The 22,365-nt window shown below is 73.1% G+C and carries 22 protein-coding genes; 13 read left to right on the top strand and 9 right to left on the bottom strand.

From position 1 onward, the window contains the following. From cbiQ to E2B92_RS08505, 3 genes are read left to right on the top strand one after another with little or no spacing between them, the layout of a single operon-like run. Complete coding sequence (cbiQ, locus tag E2B92_RS08515) at positions 1-762, top strand: cobalt ECF transporter T component CbiQ (RefSeq protein ID WP_126886982.1); 762 nt, start codon at positions 1-3, stop codon at positions 760-762. Continuing rightward, positions 759-1,532, top strand: a complete 774-nt coding sequence (locus tag E2B92_RS08510; RefSeq protein ID WP_126886983.1) for an energy-coupling factor ABC transporter ATP-binding protein — start codon at positions 759-761, stop codon at positions 1,530-1,532. Before cbiQ ends, E2B92_RS08510 begins: the two co-directional genes overlap by 4 nt. Before the next feature lie 47 nt (positions 1,533-1,579). Beyond that, complete coding sequence (locus E2B92_RS08505; RefSeq protein ID WP_126886984.1) at positions 1,580-2,746, top strand: serine hydrolase domain-containing protein; 1,167 nt, start codon at positions 1,580-1,582, stop codon at positions 2,744-2,746. A gap of 24 nt (positions 2,747-2,770) precedes the next feature. Here E2B92_RS08505 and E2B92_RS08500 read toward each other — a convergent pair whose 3' ends face one another. The 7 genes from E2B92_RS08500 to E2B92_RS08470 form a co-directional block, all read right to left on the bottom strand. Next, entirely contained in the window at positions 2,771-3,196 is a 426-nt protein-coding gene (locus E2B92_RS08500; protein WP_126886985.1) for a hypothetical protein, read from the bottom strand. Positions 3,197-3,282: 86 nt separating this feature from the next. Beyond that, positions 3,283-3,483 carry a type II toxin-antitoxin system VapB family antitoxin gene (locus E2B92_RS08495; protein WP_126886986.1) on the bottom strand — a complete coding sequence of 67 codons (201 nt, stop codon included), beginning with the start codon at positions 3,481-3,483 and terminating at the stop codon, positions 3,283-3,285. A gap of 62 nt (positions 3,484-3,545) precedes the next feature. After that, positions 3,546-4,397, bottom strand: coding sequence for an EamA family transporter (locus E2B92_RS08490; RefSeq protein ID WP_126886987.1), 852 nt, complete (start codon positions 4,395-4,397; stop codon positions 3,546-3,548). Further along, positions 4,394-4,879: a YbaK/EbsC family protein gene (locus tag E2B92_RS08485; RefSeq protein ID WP_126886988.1), complete on the bottom strand. Its 486-nt coding sequence runs from the start codon at positions 4,877-4,879 to the stop codon at positions 4,394-4,396. Before E2B92_RS08485 ends, E2B92_RS08490 begins: the two co-directional genes overlap by 4 nt. 42 nt (positions 4,880-4,921) lie before the next feature. After that, positions 4,922-6,562 carry a penicillin-binding transpeptidase domain-containing protein gene (locus tag E2B92_RS08480; protein ID WP_126886989.1) on the bottom strand — a complete coding sequence of 547 codons (1,641 nt, stop codon included), beginning with the start codon at positions 6,560-6,562 and terminating at the stop codon, positions 4,922-4,924. A 159-nt stretch (positions 6,563-6,721) separates the two neighbouring features. Further along, on the bottom strand, positions 6,722-7,402 hold the full coding sequence (locus E2B92_RS08475) for a hypothetical protein (protein ID WP_126886990.1): 681 nt from the start codon (positions 7,400-7,402) through the stop codon (positions 6,722-6,724). Positions 7,403-7,437: 35 nt separating this feature from the next. Next, a complete protein-coding gene (locus E2B92_RS08470) occupies positions 7,438-7,992 on the bottom strand; it encodes a hypothetical protein (protein ID WP_235023734.1) in 555 nt (184 codons plus the stop codon). Between the two features lie 511 nt (positions 7,993-8,503). Between E2B92_RS08470 and E2B92_RS08465 the strand changes: the two genes are divergently transcribed. Both E2B92_RS08465 and E2B92_RS08460 read left to right on the top strand, forming a co-directional pair. Continuing rightward, positions 8,504-8,986: a lactococcin 972 family bacteriocin gene (locus tag E2B92_RS08465; protein ID WP_126886991.1), complete on the top strand. Its 483-nt coding sequence runs from the start codon at positions 8,504-8,506 to the stop codon at positions 8,984-8,986. 144 nt (positions 8,987-9,130) lie between these two features. Beyond that, on the top strand, positions 9,131-9,790 hold the full coding sequence (locus tag E2B92_RS08460) for a hypothetical protein (RefSeq protein ID WP_126886992.1): 660 nt from the start codon (positions 9,131-9,133) through the stop codon (positions 9,788-9,790). A 720-nt stretch (positions 9,791-10,510) separates the two neighbouring features. Here the strand turns inward: E2B92_RS08460 and E2B92_RS08455 are convergent. Further along, the gene (locus E2B92_RS08455; protein WP_126886993.1) at positions 10,511-12,244 is read right to left on the bottom strand and encodes a dolichyl-phosphate-mannose--protein mannosyltransferase; all 1,734 of its coding nucleotides are present in this window, start codon (positions 12,242-12,244) and stop codon (positions 10,511-10,513) included. Positions 12,245-12,317: 73 nt separating this feature from the next. On the opposite strand from E2B92_RS08455, the gene rsmI reads away from it, so the two are divergent. The 7 genes from rsmI (at position 12,318) to E2B92_RS08420 (ending at position 19,792) form a co-directional block, all read left to right on the top strand. Next, complete coding sequence (gene rsmI / locus E2B92_RS08450; RefSeq protein WP_126886997.1) at positions 12,318-13,196, top strand: 16S rRNA (cytidine(1402)-2'-O)-methyltransferase; 879 nt, start codon at positions 12,318-12,320, stop codon at positions 13,194-13,196. Between the two features lie 128 nt (positions 13,197-13,324). Then, entirely contained in the window at positions 13,325-13,783 is a 459-nt protein-coding gene (locus E2B92_RS08445; RefSeq protein ID WP_126886994.1) for a hypothetical protein, read from the top strand. A gap of 40 nt (positions 13,784-13,823) precedes the next feature. Continuing rightward, on the top strand, positions 13,824-14,693 hold the full coding sequence (locus E2B92_RS08440; RefSeq protein WP_126886995.1) for a TatD family hydrolase: 870 nt from the start codon (positions 13,824-13,826) through the stop codon (positions 14,691-14,693). Positions 14,694-15,285: 592 nt separating this feature from the next. Beyond that, positions 15,286-16,704, top strand: coding sequence for a ubiquitin-like domain-containing protein (locus tag E2B92_RS33960; protein ID WP_443070273.1), 1,419 nt, complete (start codon positions 15,286-15,288; stop codon positions 16,702-16,704). Further along, positions 16,701-17,564, top strand: a complete 864-nt coding sequence (gene rsmA, locus E2B92_RS08430; protein ID WP_126888400.1) for a 16S rRNA (adenine(1518)-N(6)/adenine(1519)-N(6))-dimethyltransferase RsmA — start codon at positions 16,701-16,703, stop codon at positions 17,562-17,564. The genes E2B92_RS33960 and rsmA overlap by 4 nt, the downstream gene beginning before the upstream one ends. Beyond that, the gene (locus E2B92_RS08425) at positions 17,561-18,460 is read left to right on the top strand and encodes a 4-(cytidine 5'-diphospho)-2-C-methyl-D-erythritol kinase (RefSeq protein WP_126888399.1); all 900 of its coding nucleotides are present in this window, start codon (positions 17,561-17,563) and stop codon (positions 18,458-18,460) included. Before rsmA ends, E2B92_RS08425 begins: the two co-directional genes overlap by 4 nt. A gap of 48 nt (positions 18,461-18,508) precedes the next feature. Next, positions 18,509-19,792: an acyltransferase family protein gene (locus tag E2B92_RS08420; RefSeq protein ID WP_126888398.1), complete on the top strand. Its 1,284-nt coding sequence runs from the start codon at positions 18,509-18,511 to the stop codon at positions 19,790-19,792. On the opposite strand, the gene E2B92_RS08415 is transcribed toward E2B92_RS08420, so the two are convergent. Beyond that, a complete protein-coding gene (locus E2B92_RS08415; RefSeq protein WP_235023732.1) occupies positions 19,793-20,440 on the bottom strand; it encodes a lipoprotein in 648 nt (215 codons plus the stop codon). A 119-nt stretch (positions 20,441-20,559) separates the two neighbouring features. Between E2B92_RS08415 and E2B92_RS08410 the strand changes: the two genes are divergently transcribed. Continuing rightward, the gene (locus E2B92_RS08410; protein ID WP_126888397.1) at positions 20,560-22,362 is read left to right on the top strand and encodes an ABC-F family ATP-binding cassette domain-containing protein; all 1,803 of its coding nucleotides are present in this window, start codon (positions 20,560-20,562) and stop codon (positions 22,360-22,362) included. Positions 22,363-22,365 lie beyond the last annotated feature (3 nt).

Raw genomic sequence — 22,365 nt, 5'->3', positions numbered from 1 at the left:
GTGGGCGCCGGACACGCCCACCGGCTCTACCGGCACGGCCACTCGCCCGTGCACCGGCTGCCGCCGCACTGCAAGCTCGCGGCCGTCTTCTGCTTCGTCCTGGTCGTCGTCTCCACGCCCCGCGAGGCGGTCTGGGCCTTCGCCGCGTACGCCGTGCTACTGGCGGCGGTCGCGGCGGCGGCCCGCGTACCGGCGGGGTTCGTGCTGCGGCGCCTGGTGATCGAGGTGCCGTTCGTCGCGTTCGCGTTCCTCATGCCGTTCGTCGTGCCCGGCGAGCAGATCCGGCTGCTCGGCCTCTCCGTCTCGGAGCCCGGCCTGTGGGACGCCTGGAACGTCCTCGCCAAGGGCACCCTGGGCGTCGCCGCCTCCGTACTGCTCGCCGCCACCACCGAGCTGCGCGCCCTGCTGCTGGGCCTGCAACGGCTGAGGCTGCCGCCCCTCCTCGTCCAGATCGCCTCCTTCATGATCCGGTACGGCGACGTCATCACCGACGAGATGCGGCGCATGTCCGTCGCCCGGCGCTCACGCGGCTTCGAGGCGAAGGGCGTACGGCACTGGGGCGTCCTCGCGAAGTCGGCGGGTGCGCTGTTCATCCGCTCCTACGAGCGCGGCGAGCGCGTCCACCTGGCGATGGTCAGCCGCGGCTACACGGGCACCATGCCGGTGATCGACGAGGTCACCGCCCGCCCCGGGCAGTGGTACGCGGCCGCCGCCCTCCCCCTCACCGCCCTCGTCATCTGTCTGCTGGGATGGACGCTATGAGTCTCAGTTTCGTGCCGTCGCTCGACGTCCGCGGCCTCGCGTACGCCTACCCCGACGGCCACCAGGCGCTGTTCGGCGTCGACCTGACCGTCGAGCGCGGCGAGCGGGTCGCCCTGCTCGGCCCCAACGGCGCCGGCAAGACCACCCTGGTGCTCCACCTCAACGGCATCCTGAGCGGGGGCGTCGGGACGGTGACCGTCGCCGGGCTGCCCGTCGAGAAGGCCAACCTCGCCCGCATCCGCCGCAAGGTCGGCATCGTCTTCCAGGACCCGGACGACCAGCTCTTCATGCCCACCGTCCGCGAGGACGTCGCCTTCGGCCCGGCGGCCGCCGGGCTGCGCGGCCCCGAACTGGAGGCGGTCGTGGTGAAGGCCCTGACCCGGGTCGGCATGGCGGAGTACGCCGACCGCCCCCCGCACCACCTGTCCTTCGGCCAGCGGCGGCGCGTCGCCGTGGCGACCGTCCTCGCGATGGAGCCCGAGATCCTCGTCCTCGACGAGCCGTCGTCCAACCTCGACCCCGCCTCCCGCCGCGAACTCGCCGACATCCTCCGCTCGTTGGACGTCACCGTCCTGATGGTCACCCACGACCTTCCCTACGCCCTCGAACTGTGCCCCCGCTCGGTGGTGCTCAGCGAGGGCGTGATCGCGGCGGACGGCCCCACCGGCGACCTGCTCGCCGACGAGGAGCTGATGCGCCGGCACCGCCTGGAGCTGCCCTTCGGCTTCGACCCGACCGCAAGGCCGACCCGGAAGCCGGCGCCCCACTAGCGCGTTGCACCATGGGGTGAACGATCGCGGGAGAGGAGCGTGGGGGCGTGGACGTCCAGGACATCCAGGGCACGGTGCAGGCGGGCTTCGAGCCGGTCAGGGACGCGTTCCTGCGCAACTTCCAGCAGCGCGGCGAGCGGGGCGCGGCCGTCGCCGTCTACCGGGACGGCCGCAAGGTCGTCGACCTGTGGGCGGGCGTCAGGGACGCCGACGGCACGGCACCGTGGGCCGTGGACACCGCCCAGGTCGTCCGCTCGGCCACCAAGGGCGTCGCCGCCGCCGTACCCCTGCTGCTGCACCAGCGCGGGCAGCTCGACCTGGACGCGCCGGTCGGCACGTACTGGCCCGAGTTCAAGGCGGCGGGCAAGGAGCGGGCGCTGGTGCGCCACCTGCTGTCGCACCAGGCGGGCGTCCCCGTCCTCGACCGGCCGCTGACCCTGGCCGAGGCCACCGACCTCGCCGTGGCGTCGGACGCCGTCGCCGCCCAGGCCCCCGCCTGGGAGCCGGGAACCGACCACGGCTACCACCCGCACACGTACGGCTTCCTGCTCAGCGGCCTCGTCCAGCGGGTCACCGGCCGCACCCTGGGCCGCTGGGTCGCCGAGGAGATCGCCCGCCCGCTCGGCCTGGACCTGTGGATCGGCCTCCCGGCGGACGAGGCGCACCGGGTGGGCCGCGTCGGACCCGTCGAGGAGCCCGCGGCCGGCGGCGCGCTCAAACTCCGCCCCAAGCGCTCGGTCGCCGACGCCTACGCCGACCCCGCCTCGCTCACCCGCCGCGCCTTCGGCGCCATCGACCCCACGCCGGACGAGAACGACCCGGCGTACCGCGCCGCCGAACTCCCCGCGTCCGCGGGCGTCTCCACCGCCCGCGCCCTGGCCCGCTTCTACGCGGCGACGCTCGGTCCCGTGGACGGCCACCGCCTGTTCGCCCCGGCGACCCTCGCCATGGCCCGCACCGAGGAGTCCGCCGGCCCCGACCGGGTGCTGGTGGTCTCCACCCGCTTCGGCCTCGGCTACATGCTGCACGGCCCGGCGTCGCCGCTGCTCGCCCCCGGCTCCTTCGGCCACCCGGGCCGCGGCGGCTCGCTCGGCTTCGCCGACCCCGAGTCGGGCATCGCGCTCGGCTACGTCACCAACGGCATGCGCAAGGGCGTCACGGCCGACCCCCGCGCCCAGGCACTGGTCCGGGCGGTCAGGTCGGCCGTCGCGTAGGCGTCCGCCAACGGGTCGGGCCGGTCAGTGCGCGGGCGTCTGCGCGCCGGTGAGCAGGCCGAGCAGGTGGTCCATCTCGCCGCGCCAGATGCGGTGCACGTTCATCCGGGTCGGCTTCGGCTGCCCGGGCAGCAGCACGTGGAACGCGCTCCATATGGTGTTGCGCCGCACGTCGCCGATCATGGCGCCCACCTGGGCGGGCGGCAGGGCGTACACGATCTCCTGGGGGCGGTTGCTCATCCGGCTCGCCTTGTGGATGACGACGCTCTGCTCGGTGAGGGTGATGAAGTAGTACGTCAGGAACGCCTGCCCGATCAGCCCCAGCATGCTCATCAGCCACACGCTGGGTCCGGCGACGGCCTGGATGGTCACGATCGGCCGGTCGGCCGGATTGGCCTGGGCGAGGGCCTCCGCCACCTGCTGCTGAATGGTCGCCTTCTTGATGGCCATGGGCCCTCCGCTGGATATGGAATGGGTGCCCCCGCTTCTGGGGGCACCGCAGAATACCCAGCCGCTCCGTGCGCGCCCGACCCCCGTCAGCCCCGCGGCTCCTGCGGCCGTACGTCGGCCTCCCGCAGCGCCCGGTCCGTCAGCTCGGTACGGGCCTCGGTGCGGTGGCCGCGCGCGATGTAGTCCCGTACGACCAACTCCACGGCGTCCTGCGGCGACCCGACCCCGGCCAGCACCATCACCTCCACCACCAGTTCGGCGTCCAGACTGATGTCCACCTTGGCCATCACGGCCCCCCTTCGTCGCCTCGTACCCGGACCCTAGTGGCTCCGGCCCGGTCCGGGGAGGCTCACCCCACGTGCAGCATCAGTCCGATGCCCACGACCATCACGCCCGCCGCCGCGATGCGCGGGGCGCCGAAGCGTTCCTTGAAGAACAGGGCGCCGATGGCGGCGCCGACGATGACGGACGACTCGCGCAGGGCGGCGATCGGCGCGAGGGGCGCGCGGGTCTGGGCCCAGAGGACCAGCGCGTAGGCCGAGATGGAGAGCGCCGCGCCGAGCAGGCCGCGGGCCGCGTACGGGCGGAGCTGGGCGGCGAGCGCGGTGCGGCGGCGGTGGAAGGTGTACGCCGGTATCGCGAGGCCCTGGAGCAGCATCAGCCACGCGATGTAGCCGAGCGGGGTGCCCGAGGCGCGGACCCCGACGCCGTCGACGACCGTGTAGGCGGCGATCGCCAGGCCCGTGGCGAGGGCGGCCACGATGGCCGGCCCGTGCGTACGGCTCCTGGAGCCCCGGATGCCCCACAGGGCGAGGCCCATCAGTCCCGCGCTGGCGACCGCGACACCGGTGAGCTGCCGGCCGTCGGGCAGCTCGTGGACGAAGACGGCCGCGAGGACGGTGACGGCCAGCGGGGCCGTGCCCCGCGCGATCGGGTACGTCTGGCCGAAGTCGCCAAGACTGAACGACCGCATCAGCAGAGCCATGTAGCCGAGGTGCAGGGCGGCCGACAGCAGCAGGTACGGCCAGGCGGCCGCCGCCGGCAGCGGGACGAAGCAGGCCGCCACCGCGCCGATCAGCGCACCGCCGCCGGATATGAGCGTGAAGGACAGCAACTGGTCCTTGATGTGGTGGGCGATCGCGTTCCAGCCGGCGTGCGTCACCGCGGCCAGCAGCACCGCGGCGGCGACCAGCGGCGTCACGCCGTCCGCTCGCGCACGTCGGCCAGGGTGCCGCCCGCGTGGGCGATCAGCGTCTCGGGGTCGAGCGGGAAGACCGTGTGCGGCGTCCCCGCGGCCGCCCACACCACCTCGTGGTCGAGCAGGCCCCGGTCGGCCAGCACCCGGGTCGCCGTCGCATGGCCGAACGGCGGTACGCCGCCGATCGCGTACCCCGTGGTGCGGCGGACCAGGTCCGCGTCCGCCCGCGTCACCGCGCCCGCGCCCAGCTCCCGCCGTACCCGCTCGACGTCCACCCGCGACGAGCCGTCCATGAGGACCAGGACCGGCACCCCGTCGGCCGCGAAGACCAGCGACTTGACGATCTCGGACGGGTCGCAGCCGATCGCGGCGGCGGCCTGGGCGGCGGTGCGGGTGGCGTCGGGGAACCGGCGGACCTCGACGTCGTGCAGGCCGAGTGCGCGCAGGGCCTCGGCGAAACGCGGGTGGGCGAGTGATGCGCTCATGGCCCGCACGCTAGCGGTGCTTGTACGGGCCACGCGAGTGGGTTACCGGGCGTTGAGCACCGCGGCGACCAGCGGGCCCGCCGCGTCCCCGCCGTGACCGCCCGCCTGGACGACCGCCGCGGCGGCCAGGTCGTCGGCGAACCCGGCGAACCAACTGTTGGAGTCGGCCTGCCCGCCGACCTCCGCCGACCCCGTCTTGGCGCCCTTGTCGCCGCCGACCCCGGCCATCGCCGCCGCACCCGTGCCGCTGGTCGCCGTGGCCCGCATCATGTCGCGCAACTGCCGGGCCGCCGACCCCTCCAGGGGGCGCGCCGCACTGGCGATCGGCCGGTCGTCCAGGTCGCGGGGCACGATGACCGGCTGCTTGAAGGAACCGTTCTTCGCGGTGGCGGTGATGGACGCGACGTTGAGGACGTTCATCTGGACGGTGCCCTGCCCGATGTACTGGGCCGCCGCCTCGCCACCCGTCTCGGCGGGTACGGAGCCGTCCCAGGTGCGCACACCGGTCTGCCAGTTCAGGCCGATGCCGAAGACGTCACGGGCCTCCGTGCCGAGCGCCGAGTCGTCACCGACGTCGTCGATCAGCTTGATGAAGGCGGTGTTGCACGACCGCTTGAAGCTCTCCTCGAAGGTGCTGCCGTCCGCCAGGGCGAAGTGCCGCAGGTTGTGGAAGGTGCGGCCCTCGTACATGACGCTCTTCGGGCACTCGGCCGGCCGGTCCTTGGCCGCCAGGCCCTTCTCCAGCAGCAGCGCCGCCGTGACCATCTTCAGCGTCGAGCCGGGCGCCTGCTTGCCCTCGAACGCCGCGTTGAAGGCGTCCTTGCGGTTGTTGGCCACCGCCCGTATCTCGCCCGTGGACGGCTTGATCGCCACCACCGACGACTCCCCGTACCGCTTCACCGCCCGCTCCGCCGCCGCCTGGACGCCCGCGTCCAGCGTCGTGCGCAGCTCGCCGGGCCTGCCCTCGGCGAGCGTCAGCAGCGTCCGGTCGGGCGCGCCCCCGGCCGCGTCGTCGATCCACGTCTCGATGCCGGGCCTGCCGCCCGCCTCGGAGCCGTACTTCTCGCGCAGTTCGGCCAGGACCGGCTTCAGGGAGGGGTACTTCTCCGGCGTCAGCTCCACGCCCCGGTGGTCGACCGCCTTGACCGGCGGGTTGGGCGCCTCCCCGGTGCGCAGCACCGCCTCGCCGGTGAGCTGGGGGTGGATCACCGCCGGCTTCCAGTCGACGAGCGGCCTGCCGGTGGTGACACCGCGCACGACGGTCAGCTCGGAGGCGTACGTCAGGCGCTTGGACTTCCCCTCGTACGTCACCGTCGCGTCGACCGTGAACGGCACCTTGGTGCCCACGGGCTTGCCGGGCGTGATGACCGCCTTGGAGACGTGCGCGACCTCCCGGAAGTTCTGGACGGCCGGAGCGGCGGTGTCGGCGTTGTCGGTCAGCTCACCGGCCGCCGCGTCGTCACCCGCCGCCCATGCGGCGAGGAAGTCCCTGGCCGTCCGCTCGACCTCCTCGGCGGTGACCGGTCCGCTGCCCGCCGTGCGCGGGGCCGCGGCGGACGTGGTGGTGGTCCCCTCCGCCCCGCCGGTGATGCCGTTCCACAGGTTGTACGCCCCGTACCCCACGCCACCCGCCACGACGGTGAACACCCCGCCGACGATGGCGACCTTCGCTCCACTGCGCATCGTGCAGTCCCCTCCCCAGGAGCCCCGTTGAACGCGTTCAATCGCGTAACGGGAGTCACCCTACGGGACAGTAGTGAGAGCCCGGGTGACTGTTATCCGACCGGAACGTCCGGGCCCCGGACACCGTCGCCGGTGCCCGGGACCCGCGTCGCCCACCGCTCAGCGGGTGGTGCTGAGCGCGAAGACGTCCTCGGCGCTGTTCAGCCGCTGCGGCCCGGAGGGGGCCGACTGGGCCGTCTTCCCGGCCGCGGCCGGAGCCGCGCTCCGGGTGCCCTCGGTCAGTTCCTGGGCCGCCTCGGGGTCCCGGGGCGTCTGGAGGGCGCCGTCCTTGGCGGCGACCACGCACGAGGCCGTGGAGGCGCAGCTATAGACCGGGCCGTCGGGGCCCTCGTACCAGGACCTGAGGTAGAAGACGTAACTCCCCTGGGGCACGCTGCCGGTGATGTCCTTCAGGTCGTGCCCCGGGTCGCGGGTGAACTCCACGACCGCGTCGGTCACGCCCGGCTTGCTGGACTTCGCCACCTTGATCCGCACGTTCGACGTGCGGTTGACCGGCTTGCCCGGGTCGGCGTACTCCTTGCCCTCCTCGGCGCCCGTGATGGTGCCGAGGACCACCAGGTCCGAGCGGCTCGCCAGGTCCGGGACGCTCGCCGGCGGGTTGGCCTCGGAGGCCGCCGCGCCCGCGTGCGCGCCCCAGAAACCGCCGGACGCCTTGGTGGCGCCGGACGTGCCCCGCTCCTTGTCGGCCGGCTGCGTGCCGGACGAGCACGCCGCCGTGCCCAGCAGGACGGCGAGGGTGGCGGCACCGGCGGCCGCCCGCGTGATGTGTGCGCGCTTCATCGGTCGCTCATTCTCCTCTGCTCTCTCGGTCCTGCTCAGTAACGGCCGTTGATGTGGTTCTTGTCGTGCTTGGCGTAGTAGTTGTGGTCGGGCCCGCCCCGCATGCAGGAACGGTTCGCCGAGGTGTAGTTGCGGTTCTCGCCGGAGGCGTGGCCCAGCCCCACGCTGTGGCCGATCTCGTGGCACGACAGCGACTTGTAGTTGGAGTGCGGCACCTTGTTGTTGAACACGATGGTGAACTGGTCGCACTTGGACGAGCTGCCGCTCACCATCTTCACGCAGGTGGTCCAGGCGTACCATTCCCTCTGGTCACCCGTGGGGTTCCACGTGGAGTACGCCCACACGTCGACCTTGTTGTTGTACCGGCTGTCCAGGCTGGTCGTCATGTCCGTGGGCGCCAGCGAGTTCTTCCGCGCCCAGTCCATGCCGCCGCGCTGCCCCGACGACAGGTCGTCGTCGAAGAAGAAGCTGTGCGCCGAGTTGTCCGCGAACCTCGGCCCGAAGGAGTTGGCCGAGGCCGGCTGCGTGACGAGTATCAGCGAACCGACGGCGGCGCCGAGCGCCGCGAGCACACGTGTGCTCCGTCTCATGGTCATTCCCCGTATCCCCGTTGATGCGTCTGGTCACGGGGGAAACGGCGACCCCAACGAGGACCCCACGAGCGACGCGCAGGCCCATGCGTACACACGGCCACACGCGCCCCTCAAGGCCCGTTCCCCCCGGCTGTAAAACAGACTACACAGCCCAACTGACAACGGGGCGGCACCCGTTGTCGGCCCCTCGGCCTCCGCGACGCCCGGCTGCGCCTCGCCCGGGGCGTGGAGCCGCTGGCGTGCGGTGTCCGCGTCACCGGCTCCTGATGCCCCGAACGTCCGGTACCGGCCACCGGATGAGCGGCGACGGCGACGGACGGCCGAAGCTCGCTCGTCGGGCTGATCGCCGCAAAACGGGCAGTGATAAAGAGGGACATGTCTGAAAGGTGACAGGCGGGGCGACCGGGGCGGTTTCTGGCCAACATCGGATATTGCTTTGCCGGTGGGCGGGTGCCCGTGAAAGATCTCTCCCGTTCCCAACAGGGGGAAATCACGGGGAGGGAATGACATGAAGACCGCTAGATCCATCGCTTTCGCCATCGCGGGCGCGGCCATTGCGGCTGTGGGTATCGCGACGCCGGCCACCGCGGACGCGTCCGCGGCCGTCGGTACATCCGGAGCCGCCATCACCGTCCATCACCGCGGGGACGGTACGAAGCCGCCCGCCGAACTGGGCAACCCCTCCGAATGGGGCGTGGTGATGCTCAAGCTGGACGCTCCGAAGCGCGCTGTCAGCCCGCGGTCGCGGACCTGTATCAGCCCGTCCAGCGGCGGCAACTGGTGCTTCGGCTGGTACGCGCGAGAGGTCAGTCCCGGAGTCGTCAACAAGTACTGCTACTCGAACTACTATCACCACACCAAGGGGCACTCCTCCACGGTGAAGCTCGCGGGCAGCACGCGTCGCGCCTGGGCTCCGGCCGGCGGCACGTCCAACGCCAACCTCACTGCGGGCCTCGCCTACACCTGCTCCACGTACTACAGCGTCGACTAGGTTCCGACCGCCGAACCGAGCATGACCCCTCGGGGAGGCGTTGCAGGTGAGCGAGCCGCGCCGGGGGCTGTCCGGGCGCCCGGACAGCCCCCGGCGCGTGCCACCTCCGGCTCGGACTCGCCCACGGAACGGGGAAAAGACATCATGCGTTTCACGCGTGCTCGCGTAGTGCCGGTCGCCGTGTCTCTCGCGACGGCCCTGCTGCTCGGCCTGGTGGGACCGGTCGCCGGGAAGTGGGACAACCCCGCGTGTGTCGCCGTGGGCATTGTATTCTCCAGCGGTTGGCCGTGGGCCTGCTATGCATTCCTGATGGGTTGCTTCCGCCCGTCAAGAATCGAGTCGATGTTGCTGGCATCTGTGGGGCTGGCCATCGGTGTAGTGACGTACTACGTCTTCAAGGACATGTATCCCACCATTCCCGCAGGAGTGGAATCCGCCGCTCCCGTTCCGGCTGGAATGGAATCCGGCGCCTCCAGCGGGGGCAAAATCCTCGTGTGGGGAACAGCGGCTTTCGTGTTCGGCGCGCCCCTCGGTCTCGTGGGGAACCTCGCGCGAACGCCCGGAATCGGTGGCCTTTTGTTCCGTCTGCTCGTTCCGCTGGTCGCCTTCGTCGAGGCGACGCAGCGATTGCACGTGGAGGCCGAATCGCAGGGTCCGGTTTTCACCACGACCTGGAACGTCACTCGTGTCGCGGCATGCGTCGTCGCCGTGGCTCTCATGGGGCACACGGTGCGGAGCCGGCGCGATCGGCGAGGCCGGCAGCACGGGCGAACGGAAGCTGCCGCGCCCGCGCAGCGTCTCTGACGCCTCCCCCTCCCGCACCTCCCGTACCCGCCGACCGACCATGACGCCCCGCCGGACCAACTGCACCCAGGTGTCCAGTCACATCCGGTCGTTCCCGTCGTCCATCGGGACGGCCTCGCCCGCGTATTGGGCCGGACGCAGACGCGCTTCCTGGCCTGTCGCCCTTGTGGTGCGAACAGCTCAAGTGGGCCCTCCTGGGCCGCCGCTGGGCCGTGGACGGCACCATCTGAGCCCTTCTAGGGTGTGATCGTCGCCAGCCAGGGTGCCGGAGGTTTGCCGATGACGCTCCCCCACTACAGATGGCAGCGCGTCCTGCCGCCGTCCCTCCGCGATCGCACTGCCGGCCGCATCTTGGCGGCCGCCGCGCTCGTCGCCCTCTTGGTGATAATCGGAGGGGGTGTGTTCCAGTCGGGCAGCGACTCCGCATCTCCCGGTCCGCCCGGCTATGAGCAGGGCTATGTGGATGGTCAGGAGATGCGTCGAATGGGCCTCTACAGTGCTGACGACCGGGAGGCGCAGCGTAGGTGCGATGAACGTGCCTCTACCGCCTACATCAGTGACGGAGAGCTTCCACAAGACGGCTGGGGAGAAGGCTGCTCAGATGGCCTGCAGGACAAGCCCAGACGCCATTGAGGAGCGGTCCTCCGGTGAGCCGGCAGGGAATGACAACGACCACGAGGGCGCGGCCGGCCGCCGCGCCCTCGTGGTGCGTCCGCCCAGCTACACCCAGGTGTCCAGCCACATCCGGTCGCGCCAGTCGTCCATCGGGATGGACTGGCCGGTGTACAGGGGCCAGAAGTAGATGAAGTTCCAGACGATGAGCAGCACCAGGACGCCCACGCCGACCGCGCCGATGGTGCGGCGGCGTTCGGCGGCCGCGTCCTGGCCCGGGGGGCCGAGCATGGCGCCCGCCATCATCGCGACCGCCAGGCACAGGAACGGCACGAACACCACCGCGTAGAACAGGAAGATCGTGCGCTCCTGGTAGAAGAACCACGGCACCCAGCCGGCCGCCACCGCGCACGCGATCGCGCCCGCCCGCCAGTCGCGGCGGAAGAACCAGCGCCACAGCACGTACAGCAGCGCGAAGCACGCCGCCCACCACAGGAGTGGCGTACCGATCGCCAGCACCTCGCGCGCGCACTTCTCCGTGGCGTCCGCCGGGCAGCCGTCCCGGCCGGCCGGCGGGTCCTCGTAGAAGTAGGAGACCGGCCGCCCCAGCACCGGCCAGCTCCACGGGTTGGACTGGTAGGTGTGCCCGGACGTCAGGTTGACGTGGAAGCTGTAGACCTCGGCCTCGTAGTGCCACAGGCTGCGCCACCAGTCCGGGAACAGCCACGACCACGCACTGTCCCGGCCGTCCGTGGCCGCCCAGTTGCGGAAGTACCCCTTGCCCGTGACGATCCAGCCCGACCACGACACCAGGTACGTCGCGATCGCCACCGGCACCGTCGAGACGAACGCGGGCACCAGGTCCCGCCGCAGCACGCTCGCGTACGGCCGGAAGGCCCCGGCCGTGCGGCGGGCGCCCACGTCCCACAGCACCGTCAGCACCCCGAACGCGGCCAGGATGTACAGCCCGTTCCACTTCGTGGCCGCCGCCAGCCCCAGCGTCAGACCGGCCGCGATCCGCCACGGCCGCCACCCCAGGCGCAGCGTTTCCGCGACCTCCGCGTCGGGCCGCAGCACCCCGTCCCGGTCCACCGGAAGCGCCGCCGCCAGCCGGGCCCGCGTCCGGTCCCGGTCGATCAGCAGGCACCCGAACGCCGCCAGGACGAAGAACATCAGCACCTGGTCCAGCAGTGCCGTACGGCTCATCACGAAGTGGAGCCCGTCCACCGCCAGCAGCGCGCCCGCCAGGCAGCCCAGGAACGTCGAGCGGAACAGCCGCCGACCGATCCGGCACAGCATCAGCACCGACAGCGTGCCCAGCACCGCCACCATGAAGCGCCAGCCGAACGGGGTGAACCCGAAGAGCTGCTCACCCAGCCCGATGACCCACTTGCCCACCGGCGGGTGCACCACGTACCCGGGGTCCACCGGGACGGCCACCGCGTCCGGATTCTTCAGGATCGACGCGTCGACGTCCTTGGGCCACGACCCCTCGTAGCCCTGGTTGACCAGCGCCCAGGCGTCCTTGGCGTAGTACGTCTCGTCGAATATCACCGCGTGCGGCGAGCCCAGGTTCCAGAACCGCAGCAGCCCCGCCACCAGCGCCACCAGCAGCGGCCCGCCCCACGCCGCCAGCCGCCACAGTCGGGCGGCCACCGCGGGCGGCGCGCCGAGCACCGTCCAGACCCGGTCCGAGGGGCGGGCGTACGGGGGCACCAGGCGCTCGCGCAGGCCGGTCACCGGCCGCGGCACGTAGCCGAAACGGCGCAGGCGCCGCTGCCAGGAGGGCGGCTCTTTCCCGGCGTCCCGTCCGTGCAGGGCCTCAGGAGCAGTACTGGTCACCGCGCCATCGTAGGGAACGCGCCTGTGCGAGTCGCCCGTCCGGGCTGCGAGGATGGCACCTGTGACAGGAACGGTGACCGGAACGCTCGTACTCGCAGGGACCCCGATCGGAGATGTCGCGGACGCCCCGCCCCGCCTCGCCGCCGAGCTGGAGACCGCCGACATCGTCGCCGCGGAGGACACCCGGCGGCTGCGCCGGCTGACCCAGGCGCTCGGTGTGCACACGACCGGCCGGGTCGTGTCGTACTTCGAGGGCAACGAGTCCGCGCGTACGCCCGAGCTGGTCGAGGCCCTCGCGGGCGGCGCGCGCGTCCTGCTCGTCACCGACGCGGGCATGCCGTCCGTGTCCGACCCGGGCTACCGCCTGGTCGCCGCCGCCGTCGAGCGGGACATCAGGGTCACCGCCGTGCCCGGGCCGTCCGCCGTGCTGACCGCGCTGGCGCTGTCGGGGCTGCCCGTCGACCGGTTCTGCTTCGAGGGCTTCCTGCCGCGCAAGGCGGGCGAGCGGCTCTCCCGGCTCCGCGAGTCCGCCGGCGAACGGCGCACCCTCGTCTACTTCGAGGCCCCGCACCGGCTGGACGACACCCTCGCCGCCATGGCGGAGGTGTTCGGCGAGGAGCGGCGGGCCGCGGTCTGCCGCGAGCTGACCAAGACCTACGAGGAGGTCAAGCGGGGCGGCCTCGGCGAGCTCGCCCGCTGGGCGGCCGAGGGCGTACGCGGCGAGATCACCGTCGTGGTGGAGGGCGCGCCGGAGGCCGGCCCCGGCGAGCTGGACGCCGTCGAGCTCGTGCGCCGGGTGCGCGTGCGCGAGGAGGCGGGGGAGCGCCGCAAGGAGGCCATCGCCGCCGTCGCGGCCGAGGCGGGGCTGCCCAAGCGGGAGGTGTTCGACGCCGTCGTCGCGGCAAAGAACGCCGCTGCCGAAGGCTCCGCGAGCGGTAAAGGACTATCGTAAAAGGCAAAGACCGGACCGTGCGGCAGGCCTTTTGGCATGGGACGTCCCAAGACCGGTCCATTGTTCGACAGGTGCCTGCGCACTCCCGCCCGTGAGGGCGTCCACTGGTGCGGTGGAAAGGAGCTGGCATGAGCGAGACCACAAGCACCCCGGTCGGCCACGAGGCATATGCCTTCGCCTGCATGAACTGCGGGTACGGCTGGGAGCAGGCGTACGACATCGAGCACCACACCGACATCAGTGGCCATGAGTTCGTCGTGTACAAGGCGGGCGGCCACCGGGTGCCGTCACCGCTCTCCAACCCCACCTGCCTGAACTGCGGACGGCACCGCGTCCGGATCATGCGCTCCGGCCAGGTCTCCTCGGTGCTCGAACTGCTCGCCCAGCACCAGGCCGAGCCGGCGAAGGGCTCCGTCGGGTCCGCCGGGCCGAGCCTCGGCCAGGAACGCGCGGCCCCGGAACGCACGGCGGAGACACCGGCCGGGGAGGCGGAACCCGCGGCGGAGGCACCGGCCGGGGAGCCGCCGGCCAAGGAGCCGCACCACTGGCACCTGTCCGACCTGCTCCACGCCTTCCACCGGAAGTAGGCCCCGGCCCCTTCCGTACGCCCTTCCGTACGATCGGGGCATGAGTTCCAAGGACGCCCCGCCGCCGCTGCCCGAGCCCCTCGGGGTGCCGGTCGCCGATTCCCACACCCACCTGGACATGCAGTCCGGCACCGTCGAGGAGGCCCTCGCCAAGGCCGCCGCCGTCGGCGTCGACACGGTGGTCCAGGTGGGCTGCGACCTCAAGGGCTCCCGCTGGGCGGCGGAGACGGCCGCCGCGTACGCCAACGTCCACGCCGCCGTCGCCCTGCACCCTAACGAGGCCCCGAGGATCGTGCTCGGGGACCCCGACGGCTGGTCCCGTCAGGGCGCCCGGGAAGCGGGGGGCGACGCGGCGCTGGACGACGCCCTCGCCGAGATCGACCGGCTGGCCGCCCTGCCGGAGGTCAAGGCGGTCGGCGAGACCGGCCTCGATCACTTCCGCACCGGTCCTGAGGGCATGGCCGCCCAGGAGCGGTCCTTCCGCGCCCACATCGAGATCGCCAAGCGGCACGGCAAGGCGCTGGTCATCCACGACCGCGAGGCCCACGACGACGTGCTGCGCATCCTCGCCGAGGAGGGCGCGCCGGAGCGGACGGTCTTCCACTGCTACTCCGGCGACGCCGACATGGCCCGGATCTGCGCGGAGGCGGGCTACTACATGTCCTTCGCCGGCAACGTCACCTTCAAGAACGCCCAGCCGCTGCGCGACGCGCTCGCGGTGGCCCCGCTGGACCTCGTGCTCGTGGAGACGGACGCGCCGTTCCTGACGCCCGTGCCGTACCGCGGACGGCCCAACGCGCCGTATCTCGTTCCGATCACGGTCCGGGCGATGGCGGCGGTGCGGGGGATCGACGAGGAGGCCATGTCGACCGCGATCGCCGTCAACACGGCGCGAGCATTTGATTACTGAGCGATAACGGGCAGGGGGCCTTCCAGAGTAGCGGCGCGACACAGCGTAGTCGAATCGCTTTGGAGGGTGACCACCCCTCCGCTAGGGTCCCGGCCTCGTGAGCAACTCCCAGGGCAGTCACCACGCCGCTCCGGCCCCGGCCGGAGGGCCGGTGGCGGGGTACGAGGCGGTCGAGCACGCGCCCGCGTACGGGGCCGGGTTCGGGGTCGAGCACGGGGTCGGGTACGGGGTCGGGTACGAGGGGTACGGCTACGGGCCCGCCGGGTCCGGGCAGGCCGGGTACGACCAGGCGGCGTACGCCCCGGCGGGGTACGAGCGGGCGGCGTACGAGCCGGCCGGGTACGCGGCGTGGGACGTGCCGCCGGCGCCGGACGGGCCCGGGGCGGCCCCGCCCGCGGCGCCCGCCCAGGAGGCGGCGCCCCCGCCCGGCCCCGCACCGGCGCCCGTCGCCGTGTACCGGGCGATGCCCCGCCAGACCCCCGGGGCGCGCGCCCGAGCCAGGTCCGCCACCCGGGCGGGGACGGCCGGGGTGGCCGGGGCGACCGCGACATGGGCGGGCCCCACGGCGGCGGGCCCTGCGGAGGCGGGCCCCATGGCCCAGGGCCACATGGCGCAGGGCCCCATGGCGGCGGGCCACACGCCGCCCGGCCCTACGGCGCAGAGCCCCATGGCGCCCGGCCCCACACCCACCTCCATGGCGCCCGGCCCCATGCACGGCACCGCCCCCGCACCCACCCCCGCCCCCGGCGCCCGTACCCCCGCACCCACCCCCCGTACCACCTACCCCCGCACCCCCACCTCCACCACCGCACGACCCGGTGTCGACCCCGGGGCGCCGACCCTGCCGGCGGTGGCCACCGGTGGGCGCGCGGAGGCCCGCCGCGCCGCCCGCCGCCGCAGGGCCGCCGGGGCGGGCGGGCCCGAGGGGCTGCGGCGGCTCGTCCCGCAGGCCCTCGTCGTGGCGTTCCTCGCCGGCGGCACCAGCGCGTTCGTCGCCGACGACAAGGCCGTGCGGCTCAGCGTCGACGGCGTACCACGCACCATGCACACCTTCGCCGACGACGTCTCCGAGCTCCTCGCCGACGAGGGCCTCGACGTCGGCGAGCACGACCTCGTGGCGCCCGCGCCGCACGAGGCGCTCGCCGCCGGCGACGAGGTCGTCCTGCGCTACGGCCGCCCCGTCACCCTCACCCTGGACGGGCAGCGCCGCCGCATCTGGACCACCGCGCGGACGGTCGGCGAGGCGCTGCGCGGGCTCGGCGTCCGCGCCGAGGGCGCCTACCTCTCCGTGTCCCGCTCCGCCGCCATCTCCCGGCGCGGCCTCGCGCTCGACGTGCGCACCGAGCGCACCGTGACCTTCATGGCCGACGGCCGCGAGCGCACCATCCGCACCAACGCCGCCACCGTCCGCGAGGCGGTCGACCAGGCGGGGATCGTCCTCGGCGGCCAGGACACCACCTCCGTACCGCTCGGCAGCTTCCCGCGCGACGGGCAGACGATCACCGTCATGCGGATCACCGCGGGCAAGGAGGTCCGCGAGGAGCCCATCCCGTACGAGGTGGAGAAGGTCGAGGACCCGACGCTGTACGCCGGCACCGAGGTCGTCGAACGCCAGGGGCGGCAGGGCTCGCGCCGGGTCACGTACGCCGTGCGCACGGTCAACGGCGTCAAGCAGAGGCCCCGCAGGATCGCCGAGGAGGTCGTACGGGAGCCGGTCGACCGGCGGGTGCTGGTCGGCACCAAGCCCATGCCGTCCTCCGTCGCCGGGGCCGACCACCTCGACTGGGACGCCCTCGCCCAGTGCGAGTCCGGCGGACGGCCGGACGCCGTGGACTCCTCCGGCACGTACGGCGGGCTGTACCAGTTCGATCCCGGCACCTGGCGTTCCCTCGGCGGCAGCGGCGTCCCGCAGGACGCCCCCGCGGCCGAACAGACATACCGGGCGAAGAAGCTCTACGTGCAGCGGGGGTCGAGCCCGTGGCCGCACTGCGGCCGTAGGCTGTATCGGTGAGCACCACTGAGCCCGACGCACTCCTCGGCCCCGCCGACATCCGTGAACTGGCCGCAGCGCTGGGCGTACGCCCCACCAAGCAGCGCGGCCAGAACTTCGTCATCGACGCCAACACCGTCCGGCGCATCGTCCGCACCGCGGAGGTTCGCCCCGACGACGTCGTCGTGGAGGTCGGGCCCGGGCTCGGGTCGCTGACCCTGGCCCTGCTGGAGGCGGCGGACCGGGTGGTCGCCGTCGAGATCGACGACGTGCTCGCGGGCGCCCTGCCCACCACGATCGCCGCCCGCATGCCGGCGAAGAAGGACCGGTTCGCGCTCGTCCACTCCGACGCGATGCACGTCCAGGAGCTGCCCGGCCCGCCGCCGACCGCGCTCGTGGCGAACCTGCCGTACAACGTCGCGGTGCCCGTGCTGCTGCACATGCTGGACCGCTTCCCCACCATCGAGCGCACCCTCGTCATGGTCCAGGCGGAGGTCGCCGACCGGCTCGCCGCCCGGCCCGGCAACAAGGTCTACGGCGTGCCCTCGGTCAAGGCCAACTGGTACGCGGAGGTCAAGCGCGCCGGAGCCATCGGGCGCAACGTCTTCTGGCCCGCCCCGAACGTCGACTCGGGCCTGGTGTCGCTGGTGCGGCGCGCCGAGCCGTTGAGGACCACCGCCACCAAGGCAGAGGTCTTCGCCGTCGTCGACGCGGCGTTCGCCCAGCGCCGCAAGACGCTGCGCGCCGCGCTGGCGGGCTGGGCCGGTTCCCCCGCGGCCGCCGAGGCGGCACTGGTCGCCGCCGGGATCTCCCCGCAGGCGCGGGGCGAGGCCCTCACCGTGGAAGAGTTCGCACGCATCGCGGAGGCCAAGTCAGCGTGAGCATCACCGTACGAGTCCCGGCGAAGGTCAACGTCCAGCTCGCGGTCGGCGCGGCCCGCCCGGACGGCTTCCACGACCTGGCCAACGTCTTCCTCGCCGTCTCGCTGTACGACGAGGTGACGGCGACCCCCGCCGACGAGCTGCGGATCACCTGCTCCGGCCCGGACGCCGGCCAGGTGCCGCTGGACGCCACCAACCTGGCCGCCCGCGCGGCGATCGCCCTCGCCGCCCGGCACGGCATCGCACCGGACGTCCACCTCCACATCGCCAAGGACATCCCCGTCGCCGGCGGCATGGCGGGCGGCAGCGCGGACGGCGCCGGCGCGCTGCTGGCGTGCGACGCCCTGTGGGGCACGGGCGCGACCCGCGACGAACTCCTCGACATCTGCGCCGAGCTCGGCAGCGACGTGCCGTTCAGCCTCGTCGGCGGCGCGGCGCTCGGCACCGGGCGCGGTGAGCGGCTGGAGCCGCTGGAGGTGGGCGGCACCTTCCACTGGGTGTTCGCGGTCGCCGACGGCGGGCTGTCGACTCCGGCGGTGTACGGGGAGTTCGACCGGCTCGCGGCCGGCACGGACGTCCCCGCCCCGGCCGCCTCGCCCGCCCTGCTGGACGCGCTGCGCACCGGCGACGCCGCCGCGCTGGCGGGCGCCCTCGCCAACGACCTCCAGCCCGCCGCCCTCTCCCTGCGCCCGTCGCTCGCCGCCACGCTGGCGGCCGGCACGGAGGCGGGCGCCCTGGCGGGCCTGGTCTCCGGCTCGGGGCCCACGACCGCGTTCCTGGTCAAGGACGAGGACGCGGCCCGCACGGTCGCCGGCGCCCTGCTCGCCTCCGGCACCTGCCGCACCGCCCGCGTGGCCACCTCCCCGGCGCCGGGAGCTACTCAGATCCGCACCTGAGTACGAGAGCGCTGATGCCGGTGCGGCCCCGTCCGGGACCGTACCGGCATGGCAACCACCGTCTCGGAGCTCGCCGCCCGCACCCCCGACACCCGCGACCGGTACATCGACCTGCTGCGGGTCGCGTCCCTGGCGACCGTGGTGCTCGGGCACTGGCTGATGGCCGCCGTCACCGCCGACGGCTCCATCGGCAACCTCCTGGCCGTCGTGCCCGAGCTGCAGGTCCTCACCTGGGGACTGCAGATCATGCCGGTGTTCTTCTTCGTCGGCGGCTTCTCGCACGCCCTGTCCTACCGCTCGCGCCCCGGCTACGCGGGCTTCCTGCGCTCCCGGCTCCAGCGCCTGCTGCGCCCCACGATGGTGTTCATCGCGGTGTGGACGGCCGCCGCGCTCGCCGTGCAGGTGCTGGGCGGCGACGGCGGGCTGACGGGCGTGGCGCTGCGCCTGGTGGCCCAGCCGCTGTGGTTCATCGGCATCTACCTGGCGATGGTGGCGTTCACCCCGCCGCTGCTGAGGCTGCACGAGCGGTACGGGTGGGGAGCGTTCGCCGCCCTGGTGGCGGGCGCGGTCCTGGTGGACGTGGCGCGGTTCGCGGCCGGGGTGCCGTACGTCGAGTTCCTGAACTTCGCCTTCGTGTGGCTGGCCGTGCACCAGCTCGGCTTCCTGCGGGCGGACGACCGCATCCGGATGCCCGCCGCCCTGGCGGTGTGCGGTCTGGCGGGGGCGGCCGCCCTGGTGGCGTTCGGCCCGTACCCGCTGTCCATGGTCGGCATGCCGGGCGAGAAGGTCTCCAACATGGCCCCGCCGACACTGGCGCTGCTCTGCCACGGCCTGTGGCTGGTCGGCGCGGTGGAACTGCTGCGGGGCCCCGGCGCCCGGCTGGCGCGGCGCCCCGCCGTGTGGCGGGCGGTCATCGCCGCGAACGGCATCGCCATGACGGCGTTCTTGTGGCACCTGACCGCGATGCTCGGTGTGTACGGCGCGATGCTCGCGCTGGACGTGCCGCTCCCGGAGCCGGCGTCCGCCGCCTGGTGGGCGCAGGTGCCGGTGCGGCTGGCGGCCGCGGCGGCGGTGACGGCCCTGCTGGTCGCCGTGTTCCGGGCGGCCGAGCGGCCGGGGCCGCGCCCGGCCGGCGCGCCGGGTTCGTCGCCGATGGCGGCGCTCGGCATCACGCTGTGCCTGTTCGGCGTGCTGGGCCTGTCGATGGTCGGCTTCGGCGGCCTGCTGGAGGGCCGCTCGGCGCTCCTGGTCGCGGTGCCCGTCACCGCCCCGGCGGCGGTCGGCATGGCCCTGGCGGGCTGGCTCCTGGTGGAGCGGGCGGGGCGCGCCTGATCAGCCGGTGAGCGCGACGGTCCGCTTGGCCCGCTCGTAGGCGGGGAGCATCGCCTTGTGCTCCTCGGCGTCCAGGCCGCCCAGATGCACCACCACCGGGCCGGCGGGCGTGGCGACGGCGAAGGCCCGCTCCGGCTTGGGCCCGTCGGTGAACTCGCCGCTGACCGTGTACGTCACCTCGGTGGCCGGCAGGGCGCCCGCCTTCGTCTGCGCGTACACGGCCTTCGAGGCGTTCTTGTCGGCGCGCACGAACGCCTCCAGCACCGCACGCGGCGTCGCGGCCCCGGCGTCGCCGCCCGCCCAGACGCGGATGAAGCCGATGTTCCCGGCGGGCTTGGCGTCCACCTCGCAGACGACGGTGACCGGGCCCTGCTTCGCCAGCTCGGCGAAGTCGGGGTCGTCGGCGACCGTCACCTTCTCCGCCGTCCACCCGGGCGCCGTCTCGAACGACACGGGCAGCACGCACGGCGTCCCCTTGCCCCCGATCACGGTGCCCTTGACCGGCTCGGCGGCGGCGTCCGTCGCCGCGGTGGCCCCGGGCGCCTTGGCCGAGGGCTCCGCCTCGGGCACCTGTGCCGAGCACCCCGCCAGGACCGCCCCCGCCACCACCGCCACCGCGGCGCCCCGCAGCATCCCGTACCGCCCCACGACAACCCCACCCCTGAGCCCGACCGGCCATCGCCCGCCCTGTGCGACCGCCGCACGCTACCGCACCGGACGCGGCGGCTACCCTGGTAGGTCGACCCGTCCCCCTGCACAGGAGTGAAATGGCCGTCAACCTGGTCAATGTCGAGGCAGTCAGCAAGGTGTACGGCACCCGTGCCCTGCTCGACGGCGTCTCCCTCGGCGTCTCCGAAGGGGACCGGATCGGTGTCGTCGGCCGCAACGGAGACGGCAAGACCACCCTCATCCGGATGATCGCCAAGCTGGAGGAGGCCGACTCCGGGCGGGTCACGCACAGCGGTGGCCTGCGTATCGGGGTGCTCACCCAGCACGACTCGCTCGACCCGGCCGCCACCGTCCGGCACGAGGTCATCGGGGACCTCGCCGACCACGAGTGGGCCGGCAGCGCCAAGATCCGCGACGTGCTCACCGGGCTGTTCGGCGGGCTGGACCTGCCGGGGTTCCCGCAGGGCCTCGACACCGTCATCGGTCCGCTCTCCGGCGGCGAGCGGCGCCGGATCGCGCTGGCGAAGCTGCTGATCGCCGAGCAGGACCTGATCGTCCTGGACGAGCCGACCAACCACCTCGACGTGGAGGGCATCGCCTGGCTGGCCGGGCACCTGCGGGCGCGGCGCTCCGCGCTGGTCTGCGTCACGCACGACCGCTGGTTCCTCGACCAGGTCTGCACCCGCATGTGGGACGTCCAGCGGGGCACGGTGCACGAGTACGAGGGCGGCTACTCCGACTACGTCTTCGCCCGCGCCGAGCGGGAGCGCATCGCCGCCACGGAGGAGGTCAAGCGCCAGAACCTGATGCGCAAGGAGCTCGCCTGGCTGCGGCGCGGAGCCCCCGCCCGTACCTCCAAGCCGCGCTTCCGCATCGAGGCGGCGAACGCGCTGATCGCCGACGTGCCGCCGCCGCGCGACACCAGCGAGCTGATGAAGTTCGCCAACGCCCGCCTCGGCAGGACCGTCTTCGACCTGGAGGACGTGACCGTCAACGCCGGGCCCAAGATGCTGCTCAAGCACCTGACCTGGCAGCTCGGCCCCGGCGACCGGATCGGCCTGGTCGGCGTCAACGGCGCCGGCAAGACCTCGCTGCTGCGCGCCCTCGCCGACGCCGCCACCACCCAGGGCGAGAAGCAGCCGGCGGGCGGGCGGATCATCGTCGGCAAGACCGTGCGCCTCGCCTACCTGTCGCAGGACGTCGCCGAACTCCCGGCCACGCTGCGGGTGCTGGAGGCCGTCCAGCAGGTGCGCGACCGGGTCGACCTCGGCAAGGGCCGGGAGATGACGGCCGGCCAGCTCTGCGAGCAGTTCGGCTTCACCAAGGAGAAGCAGTGGACGCCGGTCGGCGACCTGTCCGGCGGTGAGCGCCGGCGGCTCCAGCTCCTGCGGCTGCTGATGGACGAGCCGAACGTCCTGTTCCTCGACGAGCCGACCAACGACCTCGACATCGAGACCCTCACCCAGCTCGAGGACCTCCTCGACGGCTGGCCCGGCTCGATGGTCGTCATCTCCCACGACCGGTTCTTCATCGAGCGGACGACCGACAAGACGTACGCGCTCCTCGGCGACGCCACACTGCGCATGCTGCCGCGCGGCATCGACGAGTACCTGGAGCGGCGCCAGCGGATGATCGAGACGGCCGCCCCCGCACCGGCCGCCGCCTCCGCGCCCGCCAAGGAGAAGTCGGCCGGCGACGCCCGTGCCGCGAAGAAGGAGCTCCAGAAGATCGAGCGGCAGCTCGACAAGGTCTCCGAGAAGGAGGCCAAGCTGCACACCCAGATCGCCGACAACGCCACCGACTTCGAGAAGGTGGCGAAACTCGACGCCGAGCTGCGGGAACTGTCCGCACAGCGCGAGGACTTGGAGATGCGCTGGCTGGAACTCGCCGAAGACGCCTGACCC

Origin of the sequence: Streptomyces sp. WAC05374 (assembly GCF_004353505.1) — a bacterium.
Taxonomy (GTDB): domain Bacteria; phylum Actinomycetota; class Actinomycetes; order Streptomycetales; family Streptomycetaceae; genus Streptomyces.
This window is presented reverse-complemented; position numbering and strand designations above follow the sequence as displayed.